Here is a 19,279-nt window from a genome sequence, read left to right as displayed (position 1 = left end):
CTATCCTTCACTCAATGATAAGTTGAACGGGATAGCAACTCTATTGTTTTAACAATGTATCTTTTATCTTCGATATATTTGTTGTATCAGATAGCGACCTGTTTACAAGGTTACCCCTGTTTTAAAGATAGCAATTTCGCGATAGCCTTTCTTTTCGTTGTTTACGAATTCACCGCTTGCCACTTTGATGATATAATCAATGAAGCGTTCACAAGTCTTTTCCATCGGTTCGTTTTCTACGATCACACCGGCGTTGAAGTCAATCCATCCCGGTTTGTTTTTAGCCAGGGTTGAATTGGTGGAAATCTTCATGGTCGGAACAAAAGTGCCGAAAGGAGTACCGCGTCCGGTGGTGAAAAGTACCATGTGACATCCACTTGCTGCAAGAGTAGTGGCTGCAACCAGGTCATTGCCCGGAGCAGAAAGCAGGTTGAGTCCTTTTTTCTGTAAACGTTCGCCGTAAGGCATTACGCCGGATACATAACTCTTTCCACATTTCTGGGTACATCCCAGTGCTTTTTCTTCCAGAGTAGAGATACCACCGGCTTTGTTGCCCGGAGAAGGATTTTCACCTACAGGCTCTCCATGTGACAGGAAGTATTCTTTGAAGTCATTAATCAGATGGACAGTCTGTTCAAACAGCTCTTCGTTTTTACAACGGTTCATCAGGATTGTTTCTGCACCGAACATTTCCGGAACTTCAGTCAATACGCTTGTACCTCCCTGTGCAATCAGGAAATCGGAGAACATACCCAATAGCGGGTTTGCCGTAATGCCGGAGAAACCATCGGATCCACCGCATTTCAATCCCACGCGTAGTTCGGACAAAGGAACATCGGTACGTTCATCTTTAGAAGCCTTTGCATACAAATCACGGAGGATTTCCATTCCTTCTTCGTATTCGTCACCTACCTTTTGAGTAACCATGAACTTCACACGGTCTTCATCAAACTCGCCCAGGAACTCACGGAATACATCCGGCTGGTTATTCTCACATCCTAAGCCTACTACCAATACAGCACCTGCATTGGGATGAAGCACCATGTCACGAAGAATCTTTTTCGTATTTTCGTGGTCGTCACCAAGTTGTGAGCAACCGTAGTTGTGTGGGAAAGCGACAATGGCATCCACTCCCTTACCTTCAGTTTCGCGACGAAGTCCTTCGGCCAGTTGACCGATGATACCGTTTACGCAACCTACCGTCGGGATAATCCATATTTCGTTTCTTACCCCTACATCACCGTTTTTGCGACGATAACCTTTGAATGTAAGATCTTTATGAGGAATATCCAAAGAAACCTGAATCGGGTTGTAAGTATAGTCCAACAATCCGGCGAGGTTGGTTTTGATGTTCGTTTCGTTCATCCAGTCACCCTGTTTCTTTGCCATCCGTGCATGTCCGATAGGGTAACCGTACTTGATTACATTTTCGCCTTCAGCAAAGTTCTTCAATGCGAATTTATGTCCCACAGGAATGTCTTCATTCAATGTAATCTCAATGCCATCTACAGAAAGATGCTCTCCTGCCGGGAGGTTAACAATGGCAACGGCGACGTTGTCGGCAGGATTAATTCTTAAATACTTTGTTTCCATGTAATGTACTTGTAAAGTTGTACTTTGTTGTTATTTGCTATGGTAATAGTCTATTGTCTCTACTGTTAACAGATCAATGGGCATATAGTTGATACGAGTCACTTCTTTCTTGAAAATAAGATGATCGCATAGAGCTTTGATGCCATTGGCTCCTTGCAGTTCCGGCTGCTGGGCGATGAGGAAGGAGATACTTCCTTCTTTCAGGCAGGTGACATTCCGTTCCAGAAGGTCATAGCCTATCAGATTGAAGTCTTTCTTTCCACGGCTTTGCAGGTACTCGCCAACGATGTAGGCTTTAGAGTTGAAAGTGATTCCGTTCTTAACCATCGGATAAGTGCGGAAGAATTCGTCCAGCATCTCGTTATCTTCGTCGTTGCGTTCGGCATGCAAGTCAAGTTCCAGTATAGTACAAGACGGATGATGTTCTTTCATGTACTGCCTAAAACCGATTTCTCTGTTCTCCTGCTGATTAGATCCTACAATTCCTTCATGTATTTTGCGGAAAATCACAATTTCCTTTTCCTCCCGTGCCAGTAACATCATCATTCGAGCAGCGAAATATCCGCTTTGACGTGAGTTCTGACCAAAGAAGGCGAGGGGAGGAACCTCTTTAATATTGGAGTCTATATATATATAAGGTATATCCAGTGCCTGCAACTGATCGGTGAATCCTTTCGTATATTGCGGAGCGGTAGGAGCTACCATCACTCCGTCCGGCTGCAGGGCCAGGATGGCTTCACTGGCGTTGACGAATGAATGATAATCGTATGGATCGTAATAGTTGATTTTCACCGAAGTATTGAAATCCGAATAAGTGGCAATAGCTTCGTGGATACCGGTTTCTACCGCTGTCCAGTATTCGCCTTCCAGATGCTCCGGCAGCAGACAGATAAACGTATACTTCTTATTAGAAGCCAAAGCACTGGCGTACATGTTGGGCTGGTAGTCAAGCTGCTTCAGAATTTCTTCTACGCGTTTCTTGCTGGCTTCCGACACTCCGCTACGTCCATGGATAACGCGGTCTACTGTTCCCACTGATACATCTGCCAGACGGGCGATGTCTTTGATCCTGATCCTTTCGGGCAATTTATTCATACGATAACCTTTATTTATATAGGTTTTTGTGCTCGCACACAATAATAATCTTAATATTTTCGATACAAATATATAACAATTTTTGTAATTACGAAAATTGTTGTATCTTTGTGCCCGCACACGAAAGGTATGTGATATTAGTTATGTTATATATTAATATTCATATAATCAATGTGTTAACCCTTGAAATGGGGCTGGAATGATAAATTGAAAGTTCATAATATTAATAACTTAGAAATTGAAACATAAGATTATGGGAAAGAAAGTCGTTACATTAGGCGAAATCATGCTTAGATTATCAACTCCGGGTAATACTCGTTTTGTTCAATCTGATTCTTTTGATGTAGTATATGGTGGTGGAGAAGCTAACGTTGCAGTAAGCTGTGCCAATTACGGACATGAGGCCTATTTCGTAACTAAATTGCCGAAACATGAAATTGGACAGTCTGCTGTTAACGCATTGCGTAAATATGGTGTTAAGACAGACTTTATTGCTCGTGGTGGCGACCGTGTAGGTATCTACTACTTGGAAACTGGTGCTTCTATGCGTCCTAGCAAGGTTATTTATGACCGTGCTCACTCTGCTATTGCTGAAGCTGACGCTGCTGATTTCGATTTTGATGCAATCATGGAAGGTGCTGACTGGTTCCACTGGTCTGGTATCACTCCGGCTATCTCTGACAAGGCTGCCGAGTTGACTCGTCTGGCTTGTGAAGCTGCAAAACGTCACGGTGTAACTGTTTCTGTTGACTTGAACTTCCGTAAGAAACTGTGGACTAAAGAAAAAGCACAGTCTATCATGAAACCGTTGATGCAGTTTGTAGACGTATGTATCGGTAACGAAGAAGATGCAGAACTTTGTTTGGGCTTCAAGCCGGATGCTGACGTTGAGGCTGGTCACACAGATGCTGAAGGTTACAAAGGTATCTTCCAGCAGATGATGAAAGAATTCGGATTCAAATATGTAGTTTCTACTTTGCGCGAATCTTTCTCTGCTACTCACAACGGTTGGAAAGCGATGATCTACAACGGAGAAGAATTCTATACTTCAAAGCGTTATGATATCGATCCGATTATCGACCGTGTAGGTGGTGGTGACTCTTTCTCCGGCGGTATTATCCATGGTTTGATGACTAAACCTAATCAGGGTGCTGCTCTTGAATTCGCTGTTGCTGCATCTGCATTGAAACATACTATCAATGGTGACTTCAACCTTGTTTCTGTAGAAGAAGTAGAAGCATTGGCTGGTGGTGACGCAAGCGGTCGCGTACAGAGATAATTTGGAGAGTTGAAAAGTAAAGAAAATCAATTCATTTAAATAGTAAATAATAAGATGGCAAAATTCGATAAAATAGCCGTATTGAATAAGATCGGCTCTACAGGAATGGTTCCTGTATTCTATCACAAAGATGCAGAAGTTGCAAAGAAAGTAGTAAAGGCTTGTTATGACGGTGGTGTTCGTGCTTTCGAATTCACAAACCGTGGTGACTTTGCACAGGAAGTATTTGCTGAAATCGTTAAATTCGCAGCAAAAGAATGCCCTGAAATGGCAATCGGTATCGGTTCTATCGTTGATCCGGCTACTGCTGCTATGTACCTGCAACTGGGTGCTAACTTCGTGGTAGGTCCGTTGTTCAACCCTGAAATTGCTAAGGTATGTAACCGTCGCTCGGTAGCTTATACTCCGGGATGTGGTTCTGTGTCAGAAGTTGGTTTTGCGCAGGAAGTAGGTTGCGATCTTTGCAAAGTATTCCCGGGTGATGTTTACGGAACTAACTTCGTGAAAGGTTTGATGGCTCCGATGCCATGGTCTAAGCTGATGGTAACAGGTGGAGTAGAACCTACTAAAGAAAACCTGACTGCATGGATTAAAGCCGGTGTATTCTGCGTAGGTATGGGCTCTAAACTGTTCCCGAAAGATAAGGTAGCAGCAGAAGACTGGGCTTATGTAACTGCAAAATGTGAAGAAGCTCTCGGCTATATTGCTGAAGCTCGTAAATAAGATTAGAGAGCGAAAGCTATCTATAATAAAAAGAGGTTGATGCGACAGTCTCTTTTAAAATATGCCTCGAGGGTTAGTTAGTTTAGTTAGTATATGAGGCATATTTTCATTTTGTTTAAAGGTGTTTAAAGGGGATAGGCCATCGGAATGAGTGACTCATTTCGGTGGCTTGTTTTTTTATTTCCTTTTTATATGTTGTCGATGTTCGAATATATAAATGGGCAGGAATATTAACAAGAAGCAGAGAACACTGATGAGGAGCAGATAACGGTTGTAGAGATACTCTCCCTCCTGGGGAGGAGTACTTAACAGGCATCTTAAGCAATCGCAGTCCATATCCTGACTGTCGTGCTGGCAAAGCAAAAAGCAGAAAGTAATGAGAACGATACCTAATAACAGGCAGATGATTAGTAGATTTCTGCGATAATGTGTGTGTCTTTTGTCGGGTTTTGATAAAGAAGAAACCATGTTTTGTTCTGATAGTTATCAATGTAAAATGAAAGAAATAAAGGGCAGACAATGCCTGAATAGGATTGTCCTGCCCGATACTATTGATTATTGGTAGGAAATATACTTTTAATGGTTATTCCGGAACATAAATAATCTCACCGTTATCCAGTTCGTAGGCTATCCCTACTTTTCTTCCTCTTTTCCCTGAATCCTCCTCTTTCTGACCGGAAGGCTTGTAAGTGTTGATTTTCTTTCCTTCCTTGGAGATGATTTCCATATTTTCTTTACCAGGATTCTTCACGATGGTGAAATCTTCCTGTCCGAAAACTTCCGTCATATTCATGTGCATCACCATTGCTACCATCAATGCCACGGCAAATACCATCGCTACGTCGAACAAGTTTACTACTACACTTAGCGGGTCGGTATCCTCTTCTTTGAGGAATTTGCTGACTCTTCTATTTCTTTTCATTATTGGACTCTCCGGTTGTTTCGTTTAATACTCTTGATACATAATCGAGGTTGTTGACATCTTTGGCATACCAACGTTGTTTGAACTGCATGGATATCAGTCCCACAGCACTAATAACCAAACCTACAACAGTCGTTGCAAATACTACCTGCATATTATATGCCATTCCGGAGATATCTCCTGTAGAAAGTCCCACAAGTGCCGGACTCATGGAAATCAATGTTCCTATCAATCCGAGAACCGGACCTATCTTAGCCAGCATTTTAGAAAGAGACACATCTTTCTCTGCTTCATTCTCGAATTTTGTTATCAGGAAGTCAGAGTAATCTGCACTGGCCGGATGGTAGAGCAGATCGCGGAGATAACCCATATATAGTGAATTGTCTTTGTCGGGTAAAGCTGCTTTCAGATCGTCTATCCGTGCATCTTTAATGAGTTGGTCCAGTGCTTTGTCATTTTTACGTTTGGTCATGTACATGTTGTAGGTGCCTCCGATCAAAATAAGTGAACGAACGAACAGGCACAGCAAAATAATGATATCGGGTATAAGTAAACTGTTCGCTACCCAGAATAAAAGTTTAGAGATGAGTTCCATATAATATTTTATTGATTGATTTTACTTCTTTTTTTTAATTCTTTACGTTGTAATAAAGGCCATTTCAGCTTGTTCCAGGCAAATCCAATGAGAAACAGGACAACGAACAGACCGATGGACAAGATAATCGCTTTCCAGTTGAGCGCCTCTTCGGTGGCGGCATAGGTCGTTTTCCCATTGACAGTGGTCAGTAGTCCGAGGATACAGATGAATAAGCTGACAAGGAAATGAACTTCCAACCGGAGATCGTCTTCGGGTACAAGATACTTCATCAGCCGGCTTAATAATGGGATGGCGATAACCACTATCCCTGCAAGTGACCAGGCTGTCACTGAAAAGTCTACGCCAGGTAACCGGAAGATAGCTTCTGTGAGATAGTAGAATAATACGGGGAAGAGCAACAAGCTGGGATACCAGCGAAGTAATTCCGCCCACCATAAATTCTTCTTACCATAAAGTCCGCGCAGGAAAGCCACGCAATAGCCGAAGCAGAGTGCTGACTCAAGCGTTATGATAATAGCCATGTTTTGCAATGCTTCCGTGTTCTGCAGATAATCAGCAATCTGTGTCTTTGACTGGAGAATAGCATACTGCCAGGTGCCGGCTACAAAAAGACCGGCTATCAGGCTGTATATTACGGTTTGCCAAAGTTTCCAGAAACTGAGTTTGAAACTGCAGTTAATCACGATAAACAGCATTAATATGTGAATGATTAACTCCATATTACATTACTTTTTCCGTTTCTTTTTAAGTATTAGCAACATGACAACAAATGCTACCAGAACAATACCTGTGATAAGGCCTCCATTCAAAGAATTTTGCTCTTCCTGTGCCCCTTGTACGGCATCGCTCGATTGTTTCTTCAATACCATGCCTCCTTTGGTCGCTTCTCCGTCCAGGGTGGCTTGTTTCATTTGTTTCAGTTCCTTGTTGTAGTTGGCTGCGGTTTGCGCATCTACTTGAGAGGCGATGAACTGCTGTAATTTGGCATTGTCTCCGGTAAATCCGCTGCCCGAAGGACCGAATTGTCTGACAAGGTCTGTATGCAGTTTGGCAATATTGGAGAGTTGTTCCGGAGAAGCTTTCCAATATCCTTTGCGGGCAGTTTCCATCATAACGGCAGTCACTTCCTGTAAAGCTGCGGGATTCTGTTTTTCAAAGAAGTCTTTTACATTCAGTTTGTATTCGTCTTTGACATATACATCATATATATTATCCCAAAGTTCCTTGTCGATAGCGGCAGGTTTCATCACGTTCCAGCCATACGTATTGGTTACAGTCTGGGCAACCTCGCTTGCTGCAGAAGCACCGCCTTTCATTTTCTCTTTGATATAGGTAGGATTCAGAATCGTTGTACGGCTTTCTACACCGACTGCTTCTTTAAGTTCCTGCATTTTCATGTTGTTGCGGTTCCGGTAGTCGCTAAGATAAGCGTCCGGGTCTTTACCGGTAACATTGCGTACGGCAAGATTCATACCTCCCATGAATTCATATACGTGGTCGAGGCTCAATGCTCCCCAAGTGTTGCTTTGGCGGGGCTGAACGACAACATCAGTACTGTTCAATGCTGCTTCAAAAGCAAATTTCTGAAAGACTTCCCAGTGTTTTTCGTCACCGTAGAAGGCTCCCATATTGTTGAGGTAAGTATCTGCGATTTCCGATTCACTTTCCCAACGGTCGCCGGATTCCACCATTCCCTGAATTCCTGTACCATACATGCCATTAGCACCTCCGAATACTCGGAAAGAAGCCATCTCGCGTGCATCTTTCGGACTGACACCTTTTTCAGTCAGCACTCTTTCAGCTTCTATCACACTGGCGGCTACCTGATTTTCAAACTTGTCGTCTTTCGCTGTCGCAGCCATTTCTACTGCACGGTTAATCAGGAAGAGGCGGGAAGCGGCGATATCACGGAGTTGTCCGGAAGTCTGGACCACTACGTCGATACGTGGACGTCCCAGTTCGGCTGAAGGAATCAGTTTCAAATCGCTGACACGACCGAATGCGTCACGGACGGGTTCTACTCCCAGCATATAAAGAACTTGGGCAATAGTAGCTCCGCCAGTTTCAATAAATTCGGAAGACCAGAGCGTATAACTTACTTTGCGTGGAATAGAATCATTATGACGTTGTTTGTAGGTATCAATTGTTTGTTTAGCTAAAGCAATACCCTTTTCCCAAGCAGATTCTGTCGGAGTTGCTTCGGCATTGATAGCATACATATTACGTCCGGTAGGCAAAGCGTTCGGATTAGCTATTGGGTCACCGCCCGGAGTAGGAGCGGTGTATCCGCCTTTCAATGCATTGAGCAGACTGTTTAGTTCCTCTTCGGGACTTGTCATGAGTGCATTTTTATAATTACCTACATTCTTGATTGTACGTTCTACTTCCGCTACGGCAAGTGCTAGTTCAATCTCTTCTTTGCTGTATTCTTTCGTCGCTTTCCCCATAGCGGCCATCATGGCTGACATGCCTTTCGGTTTTTCTTGTTTGGAGCCTTTCATCTGTTTATCTGAAGACCCGTGTTTATCTGAAGACCCGGCAGGCTGCTCTTTATCCTTGTTGGATTTCATGGCAGCTTCCATCTTTTTCAGAGCTTCGGGATTTGCTCCCATAGATTTAGCCATTTCCATAGCTTTTTCGGGGTCCATATTGGCACCCATCTTTTTCATGGCTTCCTTCATGCTGTCAGGCATATTGCTATGAGGAGTTTTTCCTTTGCCTGACATAGCCGGATGATCCTTGCCGGATTTCTCTTTATCAGCATTTTCATTCTTTGCAGATGCAGCCATCATCATTGCCATCATACCTTTCGGAGCATTGCGTTCGGCTTCTATCTGACGTGCTTTGGCAAGTTCTTGCGGTGTGATGCCAGCTGTACGGCAAATCAGTTCATCCGTGGCTAGTGAAGGATTGGCAATTAGCTTTTCTACCAACTGACGGGCAGGGGTCAAATACTGTTGTGTAAAAAGGCTGCGATGCTTGCTGACGGCATCTGTCGCTTTGCCACGCTGCTTGTCAAGAGCCAGCAGACTGTATGCGATAGGTTCTGTAGCCATTGCATAGACGGAAGAAGTGATCCGTTCCGGTTCATAAGGAACTCCCATTGTATAGAGTTGCCCCGTGATTTTCTCGGTAGCCAGTTCTTCAGCGAAGTTTTCTACCCGGGCGATTTCATCTTCTGTATATGGTTTGTTGGCAATGCTGTCCAAACCTAAATCACGGTGAATTCCCATCTTCACAGTCAGCGTTTTGATCGCTAATGATTCTTGATCTTTATTCTCTTTTTGAGAGTTATTGTAAATCTTGATTTTTTCCATCAACTCCCGATAAATACCGCGTACGCTGCTTTCAAGGAAAGGAGGAGTGAGGTATGATTGTATAGTTGCGTAAGAACGACGTTTAGCCATCATCCCTTCTCCAACATTACCGATGGAATAGATGTAGAAGTGCGGAACTGCCCCTACCAGGCGATCCGGCCAGTCGTTGCTGCACAATGCCACTTGTTTTTTGGGAGTAAATTCAAGACTTCCGTGTGTACCGAAATGGATCAGTGCGTCAGCCTTGAAGCCATGTTGCATCCATAGATAGGAAGCAATATAGGTATGAGGAGGTGCCATATTAGTGCCATGAATCACTTGGAAGGAGTTGTCACCACTTCCGGCTGCATTTTGTGGCATTAAGACTACATTCCCGAATTGCAGACGGGCAATACCCAATTTACCGTCGTTAGTCGCCATATAGTTGCCGGGGAATTCGCCGAAAGCATCCACCACTTCCTGATATTTTTCAGGGCGGAGTGACTTTTTCACCCAACTTTCATATTGATCTTTGGTGATAAGTTCGGGATGTCCTTTTTGCATAAAGTCATTAAAGGCTCCCTCTGCGTAAGAGTTGAACACAGCGCCTTGAGCCTGTATCATTTTACCCAGTTCTTCAGCATTTGCAGGCAGACCGGATATGTTGTATCCTTCCTGTTTCATGCGGACCAGAAGATTGTATAGGGAAGGAACCACCTCCATACCGGCAGCGGTCAATGCATTTTGCCCCGGACCTTTATAATAGTAGATAGCTACCTTCTTCTCGCTGTTCGGCTTAGTATTCAGATTCAAATAATTATTGATTGTGGATACGAAAGTCTTCAAGCGTTCAGGTACTGCATACGAATGGCGCAATCCTTCTTCATCCTCATATTGTGCAAAGAGAGCGAAAGGACGGATGGCACCGTCAATTTCTGGAGTCACGATACTTTGTGACATAAATCCTCCTGCCATTCCCATCGGATCTTTCTCCCATTCGTCTACCAGGCTGTTGATGGTGAGCGGAGCAAACAAGAGGATATTCTTAGCTTTCAGATAATCCACCATTTTGTCTCCCATGCGTCCGTGTGCCATGTTGATGATTGCGTTTGGCTGCACTTCGTCAATAAATGACATGAATTTCGTCATTGACTGAACCGGATAAACATTGTAACCTTCTTTTTCAAGAGCCTCAATAAGTCCGGTGGCATCAGCCATTTGTCCGGTTATCATGATTTTACGTGCTCCTTCTTTATAAAGACGGTTGTCCTTCATGAATTTCTCATAATCTGCCACGGTGAGGAACTCCAGTTCATCATCCGGGTTGGTGAGTCCGGCGTGATAGAGCATGTCGCTGGGTCTTTCTGCCGGGTCTTCCACTTCCGGTATGGAAGAGATTTTACCGTCAATAGCTTTACGGATATAATTCAGCATATTCCGGTAGTTGGTCTTTCCTCCATTAGTCAGATAACCTCGTATCAGATTCTGTTGTACGCTGTCCAGATTACAAATGTTGTTGGCCGGGTTGGTAGCCATGGAAGTATATACAGGAATACCTTTGTCGGCAGCCTGTTGTATCTGTTGACGTTGTTCCTCGACGATATGCAGACCCATTCCGTTGATGAATACCATGTCGTAACCGGTCAGACGGTCGAGGTTGTCGAGCGATACTTCACTGAGTTTGATGGATGAATTGTCGTTGGCTTTCGATATACTTCCCTGCTGTATGGTCTGGAAGTTGATGAAAGCAATCTTTGTAGGACTGAACCAGGTATTCCATACGGACATCCCTATCAGAGCTGCAGCAACGATGCATACACCTAAGATGATTTTACTTTTCTTTTTCATTTCTCTTATTTTTAGCTTTGTATGTAGTTTTATCTTTTCTATTTTCTGAAGAACCTGTCTACGTCTAATGCAAGTCCGATGGAGAAGTTGCTTCCCCGGGTATAAGGAGAGTTTGCGTCATAATAGCTCGGAACATAATTAAATATGTTGTTGACGGCCATATTCAGGCTGACTCCTTTCCAGATCCCTTGTGTCAACGTCAGGTTCCACATCGTATATCCCGGATAAGTCACTCCGGTAGTCCCTTCATCCGGATTATTGCCCACATATTTATTGGTTTCTACTTTGGATAACGCACGTCCGTTCAGGGAAAGATTGAATTGATAATTATCCCATGATTTGCCGTATTCGATACGTGCGGTCGCTGAATGTGGGCGGGTACTGGAGAATTTCATTTGTCCGTCGCGCATAAACTCGTGGAGGTATCCGTAAGAAACACGTATTCCCAGACCACAAGGATATTTGGCGGAGGCGTTGATATCCACACCGGCGATGTCTACTTTCTCTGTATTGATATATAGCTGTGCCCATCTTCCGTCAGTGTCGCGGAATGAAGTCAGGTCGATCCGGTCATTGACAAGGTTGTAATATCCTGAAACGGTAAAATTGTAACGGTTCTTGGTATATTCCGCCGAGAGCGAGAAGTTGTGGCTCGTCTCCGATTTCAGGTCGGGATTACCATAAATCATCATGGCATTTGCCATGTCGAAGTTCATATACATTTCTTTGAGGGTAGGAGAGCGGAATCCCTGTGAGTATGAGCCACGGAGGGAGCAGTTGGCTATTTTGTACATCAGTCCGATGTGCGGAGATATATGACGTACGTTAGATTGTGAGAAATAGTCGAAACGTACCCCGCTGATTACGTTGAAATGTTCGGTCGGGTTCCAGTCGAACTGTCCGAATGCATCTGCCGAGTGCATGGTATAACTTCCATTGTTGGTAAATTGATAAGACAATAGATAGTCACGCATATAATCTCCTCCTACGGTCAGAATGTTTTTATCGTTGAAGGTGTAATTGTAGAGTGCGCGTACGCTATGTTGCACATTGCTGTAATCACGGACATCGTATTTGTATGGGGTCAGATAATCACTTTTATCATATTGGTCGAATGTATAGGCAACTTCCAGATTACTCATGATGTTGAAATCATAGTTGGCTTTCAGACCTCCGCTGAAATCACGATAACGGTCTTTGCTGTCTCCGGTCTTATCCCGTTCGCGGAAATAATAACCTCCGCGTGCAGTCAGTTTCAACTGTTCAATCGGTCTGTAAACAAGACGTTCTTTCACATTCCATGTGCGGTTTCCGAAGATGGTTGTCACATCTCCTTCCGGTACGTCGTAAGAATCGGACATTGTATGTTGCACATTCGTCTGGCTGTTGAATTTACCGGCTTTGAAACTGAAAGTTCCGCCATATCGTTGGTCGTTATGTTCACCGAAGCGGCTGTTTACATTTAAATTCCATGGGTCCTCGGAATCACGGGTGATGATGTTGATTACGCCACCTACTGCACTGGAACCATAGAGAGTAGAGGCAGCCCCTTTTACAATTTCTACCCGTTCCACGTTATCGAGGTTCAATCGGTTGTAGTCGACGTTGTTTAAAGTTTCCCCTGCCAGACGTTCGCCATCTACCAGGAAGAGTACAGAGTTTCCTCCGAATCCCTGCATATTGATAGAAACCTGCTGATCCATTGAATAGGAAAATTCAATGCCCGGCAGTTCCGATTGTAATAATTGTCCTACGTTGGTTGCATCTACCTTCTTTATATCGTCTGCTGTGATTACACGAGTGATGATAGGAGCATCTTTCAGTAATTTGGGAGTACGTGTACCTGTGACAACCACTGTTCCCAGGTCAAACTGATCTTCCGATAAGCGGAAACTTAGTCTTTTCTCTTTCCCTACAGTCAGTCTTTTTTCTTGTGGCTGATAGCCTACATACGAGGCGGTGATGAGGTATGTACCGGTTCCGGGGAGTTGTAATGTATATGTGCCGTCGACGGATGTGACGGCTCCGGTTCCTTTACCTTTGATGGAAATCGTTGCACCGGGGAGAGGTTCCCCTTCTGTATCAGTTACACGTCCGCTGATGTGATAAGTTGAGTGTTGTGCTAATGTGGTGCAAGTTGCTATAAATGAAAAAAGCAATAATGAGATTATAAATGTAGGTTTCATTCTTGTTGATTAGTTTCATTGTTGTTGTCCTCGAACTCAAGCGGATATTGGAAATCGAAGTCAATATATCCTTTTATACCTCTGGCATTCATGTAGTTGGTAAAACGGATCGCGGCGTATGTATTGTCTTTCAAACGTATCAAAAAGACTTGGTTTGACATGGTGTATACCGGAGGCATTGTTGCGGTATTAACGTCCAGCCAGCTGGAAAGAACAGCATTACGGTAAGACTCTGTGTAGATAATGTTTCCGTCCATCATGCCCGACATGTCAATAGCTATTTTATCGGTTGTCCATTCATCTTTTACAAAATCTTCCGCTTTAGGCAGTTTACCTGTTGCTTTAAACTCGTCGATACTTGTGTAAGTTGTTTTGTAGGCAGCACCCTCATTGGTTTTTATATCATAACGATGAATAGCGAAATCCCACTTATCAGGAATTTGACTCTCATATTCCTCTCCGATTTTAACGGTGGTAACTGTACGTTCCGAAAGGTTAATGTAGGCCCATTCTGTATATTCAACAGTCTTGACTTGTGAAAAGCTGTTCTCCTTGATTTCCATCTCCGTTTCGATGGGGGCATCATAAATATTTTCAAATATTCCATTACAAGCAGAGAGCGACATTGCCGCTCCCAGTACTATAGTATATTTGAAAATAGCGTTCCTGCTTCTTTTCATTGCTTATTTAATCGTTTATTGTGCGCTGTTAGTATTGCTTCCAGTAAAATCTGCTGTAATGTCCCATGGCATACTTCCTGGTTTAAAAACTACAGTAATAGTAGTTGTTCCGTCTGACTTAACTGTACCGCTTAAACTCGTACCGGTGATTGCCAGAATTTCTCCTGTAGTCTTTTGGGTGTCTGCTTCAAAGCTACCGATATTGAGTGAGTAACTACCGTCGTTTGCTTTAGTAACATTTACTCCCTTTACAGTGAACTTTTCAAAATAATTCATAGAACCGCTTGTGTTATTGAAGCCGCTAATGGTAACATCTACTGTACTGCCTGTTGGGTTTTCGATGATAACTTTGCAATCCTCAGTAGATTCAGTGGTATTTCCTCCTGGAGTAGTGACTGAAAGAGATAAATTAGTTTGGTATTTATAAGTATCTTTTATATAATAACCAACAGGAGTTTCTCCTTGTATGAAATCAATCTCCATTTTTCCCATAGGTACAGGAATATCAACATTGGCTTTCAAACTTAACACTTTAGAACCATCTACACTACCTTCTAATGTGTAGTCGTAGCTACCGCCTGTGCTGCCGCCCATAGACATGGCAACTTCACCGGAACCGCTGAAAGACTTATTAGAAGAAAGTTTTAAATTATTCAGAGTGAAATCTCCAGATCCGGATTTATATACCAAATTGATGGTACCATCTTCGTTGGCAGTGATTGTTGCTGTGGATTCATCACCCAACAAATAATCAGAGAACATATTGCATGCGCCGACTGAATAACCTTTATAAGCTCCTGCTATTTCTTTGGCAAAGTTAGGTTCATCGTCGTCGTTGTCGCTACAAGAAACGAAAGTAGAAGAAAGAGATATTGCCATAAGGGCAACCATCCAAAAGTTTAAGATTTTCATACTTAATTTTGATAGATAATGATTAATTAAATTTCCAGCTGCAAAGTTACGGGGATATATATACGGGGGAAATACCTAAAAGAAATGAAAAAATGAGAGGCTTTAATTATATGTAGGTATTGGGAGGAGTGGATTAACTCGTTATTTTTGCAGTCTTTTACTAAATTGATGATTAAAAAATTAAAATGAGAAGAAAATGAAAGGCGGCTACAGTAGAAAAAGTGTATTGACAGGGATTACTTCTTTCCTGATTGTATTGTTTACTATGCCGTTGGGGCATGCATTAATGATTTTTATGGAGCATGTGCTCTCATCCACAGCTCTTCACTATGCGGCTTTCACGATGGGAGCAGTAGGTCTGGTGATGGTGATTATTGGAGTGTTTGCAAAAGGAGATACACGACAGACATTATGGGGATTATTCGGAGGACTACTCTTCTGGACCGGATGGGTAGAGTTTATCTACGTATATTATGCACATCGTTATGAAGTGCAACCATTGCTGAACGCTGCCGGTGAAGTCGTGACAAAACCGGAATACTTAATCATGCCTTCCTCCTTCGGTTTTTGGGTGATGTTTATGTTGATTTACATTTTCAGTATAAAAAGCGGATGCGACTTCTTTACCTATCTTCAAAAAGTCTTTTTCCGTAAGAGTACCACCACGATTGTAGTACGGCCGATGACACGTCATACATCAATTGTTACTTTTATGGAGTTAAATCTCATCATGTGGACGAGCTATCTCGTGCTGCTCTTCTGTTATGATGAGAATTCTGTCGGCGAGCATAGCCCTGTTACTGCTATAGTTGCTTTCGGCTGTCTGGCAGGTTCATTTTTTATGTTTAAACGCCTGTTGAAAATCGCTCAATGGGGATATGCCATGCGCTTTTCTATTGCTACGGTAGTAGTGTTCTGGACTTTTGTAGAAGTATTGGGACGCTGGAATATCTTTCATGAAATATGGGTAGAACCAATGGCATATACAACAGAGATGATTACGATACTTTTGGCTTTTTTAGCTCTGTTGGCATTTCTGTTCTACCAGTCTGCTAAAAAGAAGAATAGTCATAACTAAAATATAGAATCAGAAATTATGTTAGAAAAAGGATTGCAATTTATAAAGGAAGTAGTGGTTAAACCGGAAAATCTGGCAGTGGCAATGGGATCGGGTGATCTCCCTGTTCTTGCTACTCCCGCTATGGTAGCATTCATGGAAAATGCAGCTTTGTCTGCTGTTGAAGATCAACTGCCGGAAGGCAGTACAACGGTAGGAGCAATGATTCAGACTACACATCTTAAACCCACTGCATTGGGAGACACGGTTCTTGTAACAGCCACACTTCTTGAGGTAGAGGGACGAAAGTTAACATTTTCCGTAGTAGCCTCTGATTCACAGGGTAAAATTGGTGAAGGAACACATATACGTTATGTGGTAGACCGGAATAAGTTTATGGAAAAACTAACCAGTCGTTAATACTGCCAAAAGTGGAAAAGGATGAACTAATCTCCGGGTAAGATGTTTTTTGTATATTAGATATAATAACAATATATAATATGGAACCTCATCATCACCACGAACATAGTCATCGGTTGACATCGCTCAATAAAGCTTTTATCATAGGCATCGCTCTGAATATAACTTTTGTCATAGTAGAATTCGGAGTAGGATTTTATTATAATTCTTTGGGGTTACTTTCCGATGCCGGGCATAATTTGGGTGATGTAGCCAGTCTGGTACTTGCCATGTTGGCCTTCCGGTTGGAGAAAGTTCACCCTAATAGTCGTTACACGTATGGATATAAGAAGAGTACGATACTTGTTTCTTTATTAAATGCAGTTATACTGTTGATTGCTGTTGGCATTATTATTGCCGAGAGCATAGACAAATTATTTCATCCGGTTTCGGTTGATGGTTCCGCTATCGCATGGACAGCTGGGGTGGGAGTGGTCATCAATGCGCTTACTGCATGGCTTTTCATGAAAGATAAAGATAAGGATCTGAATGTGAAGGGGGCCTACTTGCACATGGCAGCAGATACACTGGTATCTGTCGGTGTAGTTGCTTCCGGTATTATTATTACGTATACAGGATGGAGCATCATTGACCCGATTATCGGACTTGGCATTGCTGTTATTATTATTGTCTCTACCTGGGGATTGCTTCATGACAGTCTCCGGTTGTCTTTGGATGGAGTACCAGTGGGGATAGACGCTCAAAAGATACAGCAACTTATCGTGGAACAACCCGGTGTGGAGAATTGCCATCACTTGCATATTTGGGCGTTAAGCACAACGGAAACCGCTCTGACTGCCCACGTTGTCATTGATAATATCACACAGTTGGAGGAAGTGAAACATCATATAAAGGAAGCACTCGAAGAGGCAGGCATTCATCATGCCACTTTGGAGTTTGAAGACGAAAGAGCTACTTGCAGCAACGAATGTTGTGAGGATTAAATAAAATCCGTACCTTCGCGCCCTTAAACTAACTAACCTTTATTTTTATGTTTACTGACTTATTGCATTCCTCTTATTTTTCCCTTTTCCTGATTGTCGCATTAGGGTTTATGCTGGGAAGAATAAAAATCAGAGGATTATCTCTCGATGTGTCGGCAGTTATTTTCATTGCCCTTCTTTTCGGGCATTTTGGTGTTATCATTCCTAAAGAATTAGGAAACTTCGGTTTGGTGCTCTTCATTTTTACCATCGGTATTCAGGCAGGGCCCGGATTCTTCGATTCTTTCCGCAGTAAAGGAAAGACGCTTATTCTCATTACTATGCTTATAATTTGTTCCGCCTGCCTGACCGCAGTCGGGTTGAAGTACGCATTTGATATTGATACACCGAGTATTGTCGGTCTGATTGCCGGTGCGTTGACCAGTACACCGGGTCTGGCGGTTGCTATTGACAGTACCAATTCTCCTTTGGCATCCATTGCTTACGGTATCGCATATCCGTTTGGAGTAATCGGCGTGATTCTGTTTGTCAAACTGTTACCTAAAATTATGCGGGTAGATTTGGATAAAGAAGCCCGTCGCCTGGAGATAGAACGTCGCGGACAATTTCCAGAACTGACTACTTGTATCTACCGTGTCACCAATTCGCATGTGTTCAACCGTAACCTGATGCAAATTAATGCACGCGGTATGACGGGCGCTGTTATTTCCCGTCTGAAGCACAATGATGAAATATCTATTCCTACAGCCCATACAGTGCTGCGTGAAGGAGACTACATACAAGCCGTAGGTAGCGAAGAATCATTAAATCAGCTTGCTGTGTTAATCGGTAAGAGAGAAGAAGGCGAACTGCCTTTGGATAAAACGCAGGAAATAGAATCTTTACTGTTGACCAAAAAGGACATGATAAATAAACAACTGGGTGATTTGAACTTACAGAAAAATTTTGGTTGTACAGTGACTCGTGTCCGTCGAAGCGGTATTGATTTGTCTCCATCTCCAGATCTCGCTTTGAAGTTTGGTGATAAATTGATGGTTGTCGGTGAGAAAGAAGGACTTAAAGGAGTAGCCCGCCTGCTGGGTAACAATGCGAAGAAACTGTCTGATACGGATTTCTTCCCCATTGCGATGGGTATTGTACTGGGAGTGCTGTTCGGCAAAATAAATATATCTTTCTCTGATAGTCTGTCATTCTCTCCGGGACTGACCGGCGGAGTATTGATGGTAGCCCTTGTGTTGAGTGCGATTGGTAAGACAGGCCCCATCATCTGGTCTATGTCCGGACCTGCCAATCAGTTGTTGCGCCAGTTAGGTCTGCTTCTTTTTCTTGCCGAAGTGGGAACTTCTGCCGGTAAGAATCTGGTAGCCACTTTCCAGGAAAGCGGATTGCTGATGTTCGGAGTAGGAGCTGCCATCACATTGATACCGATGCTTGTAGCAGCTATTGTCGGACGTCTGGTATTTAAAATCAGTCTGCTCGATTTGCTGGGAACGATAACGGGAGGTATGACGAGTACTCCGGGACTTGCTGCTGCCGATTCAATGGTGGACAGTAACATACCGAGCGTAGCTTACGCAACTGTTTATCCGATTGCCATGGTATTTCTGATTCTGTTTATTCAAATCATAGCTTCGGCAGTATATTAACAGAATTTTGTATAATCATTGATTGTTAAATAAATAGTTCG

The 19,279-nt window shown here is 43.0% G+C and carries 15 protein-coding genes; 6 read left to right on the top strand and 9 right to left on the bottom strand.

Features of this window, described 5'->3' with window-relative positions; genetic code table 11:
- Positions 1-102 precede the first annotated feature (102 nt).
- A complete protein-coding gene (locus Bovatus_RS06180) occupies positions 103-1,593 on the bottom strand; it encodes a UxaA family hydrolase (RefSeq protein ID WP_004300156.1) in 1,491 nt (496 codons plus the stop codon).
- 30 nt (positions 1,594-1,623) lie between these two features.
- Positions 1,624-2,688 carry a LacI family DNA-binding transcriptional regulator gene (locus Bovatus_RS06175; RefSeq protein ID WP_004300155.1) on the bottom strand — a complete coding sequence of 355 codons (1,065 nt, stop codon included), beginning with the start codon at positions 2,686-2,688 and terminating at the stop codon, positions 1,624-1,626.
- Between the two features lie 253 nt (positions 2,689-2,941).
- Here Bovatus_RS06175 and Bovatus_RS06170 point away from each other — a divergent pair, with 253 nt between their 5' ends.
- On the top strand, positions 2,942-3,967 hold the full coding sequence (locus Bovatus_RS06170) for a sugar kinase (protein ID WP_004300154.1): 1,026 nt from the start codon (positions 2,942-2,944) through the stop codon (positions 3,965-3,967).
- A 54-nt stretch (positions 3,968-4,021) separates the two neighbouring features.
- A complete protein-coding gene (locus Bovatus_RS06165) occupies positions 4,022-4,690 on the top strand; it encodes a bifunctional 4-hydroxy-2-oxoglutarate aldolase/2-dehydro-3-deoxy-phosphogluconate aldolase (protein ID WP_004300153.1) in 669 nt (222 codons plus the stop codon).
- 583 nt (positions 4,691-5,273) lie between these two features.
- On the opposite strand, the gene Bovatus_RS06160 is transcribed toward Bovatus_RS06165, so the two are convergent.
- The 7 genes from Bovatus_RS06160 to Bovatus_RS06130 are packed head-to-tail and all read right to left on the bottom strand — an operon-like array spanning position 5,274 to position 15,132.
- Positions 5,274-5,612 (bottom strand): DUF2149 domain-containing protein, encoded by a 339-nt coding sequence (locus Bovatus_RS06160; protein WP_004300151.1) that lies wholly within the window; start codon positions 5,610-5,612, stop codon positions 5,274-5,276.
- Positions 5,599-6,207 carry a MotA/TolQ/ExbB proton channel family protein gene (locus Bovatus_RS06155; RefSeq protein ID WP_004300150.1) on the bottom strand — a complete coding sequence of 203 codons (609 nt, stop codon included), beginning with the start codon at positions 6,205-6,207 and terminating at the stop codon, positions 5,599-5,601. Before Bovatus_RS06155 ends, Bovatus_RS06160 begins: the two co-directional genes overlap by 14 nt.
- A gap of 8 nt (positions 6,208-6,215) precedes the next feature.
- The gene (locus tag Bovatus_RS06150; RefSeq protein ID WP_004300149.1) at positions 6,216-6,929 is read right to left on the bottom strand and encodes a hypothetical protein; all 714 of its coding nucleotides are present in this window, start codon (positions 6,927-6,929) and stop codon (positions 6,216-6,218) included.
- A gap of 6 nt (positions 6,930-6,935) precedes the next feature.
- Complete coding sequence (locus tag Bovatus_RS06145; RefSeq protein ID WP_004300148.1) at positions 6,936-11,354, bottom strand: cobaltochelatase subunit CobN; 4,419 nt, start codon at positions 11,352-11,354, stop codon at positions 6,936-6,938.
- Positions 11,355-11,392: 38 nt separating this feature from the next.
- Complete coding sequence (locus Bovatus_RS06140; RefSeq protein ID WP_004300147.1) at positions 11,393-13,540, bottom strand: TonB-dependent receptor; 2,148 nt, start codon at positions 13,538-13,540, stop codon at positions 11,393-11,395.
- Positions 13,537-14,220, bottom strand: coding sequence for an HmuY family protein (locus Bovatus_RS06135; protein WP_004300146.1), 684 nt, complete (start codon positions 14,218-14,220; stop codon positions 13,537-13,539). Before Bovatus_RS06135 ends, Bovatus_RS06140 begins: the two co-directional genes overlap by 4 nt.
- A gap of 15 nt (positions 14,221-14,235) precedes the next feature.
- On the bottom strand, positions 14,236-15,132 hold the full coding sequence (locus tag Bovatus_RS06130) for a calycin-like domain-containing protein (protein WP_004300145.1): 897 nt from the start codon (positions 15,130-15,132) through the stop codon (positions 14,236-14,238).
- A gap of 196 nt (positions 15,133-15,328) precedes the next feature.
- Between Bovatus_RS06130 and Bovatus_RS06125 the strand changes: the two genes are divergently transcribed.
- The 4 genes from Bovatus_RS06125 (at position 15,329) to Bovatus_RS06110 (ending at position 19,238) form a co-directional block, all read left to right on the top strand.
- A complete protein-coding gene (locus tag Bovatus_RS06125; protein WP_004300144.1) occupies positions 15,329-16,210 on the top strand; it encodes a hypothetical protein in 882 nt (293 codons plus the stop codon).
- 18 nt (positions 16,211-16,228) lie between these two features.
- On the top strand, positions 16,229-16,609 hold the full coding sequence (locus tag Bovatus_RS06120; protein WP_004300143.1) for a thioesterase family protein: 381 nt from the start codon (positions 16,229-16,231) through the stop codon (positions 16,607-16,609).
- An 80-nt stretch (positions 16,610-16,689) separates the two neighbouring features.
- Positions 16,690-17,592 (top strand): cation diffusion facilitator family transporter, encoded by a 903-nt coding sequence (locus Bovatus_RS06115; RefSeq protein ID WP_004300142.1) that lies wholly within the window; start codon positions 16,690-16,692, stop codon positions 17,590-17,592.
- Between the two features lie 47 nt (positions 17,593-17,639).
- Positions 17,640-19,238, top strand: a complete 1,599-nt coding sequence (locus Bovatus_RS06110) for an aspartate:alanine exchanger family transporter (RefSeq protein WP_004300141.1) — start codon at positions 17,640-17,642, stop codon at positions 19,236-19,238.
- Positions 19,239-19,279 lie beyond the last annotated feature (41 nt).

This window comes from Bacteroides ovatus, from assembly GCF_001314995.1.
GTDB lineage: Bacteria > Bacteroidota > Bacteroidia > Bacteroidales > Bacteroidaceae > Bacteroides > Bacteroides ovatus.
Note: the sequence above shows the minus strand (reverse complement) of the source record. Positions and strands in the feature narration are given on the sequence as shown.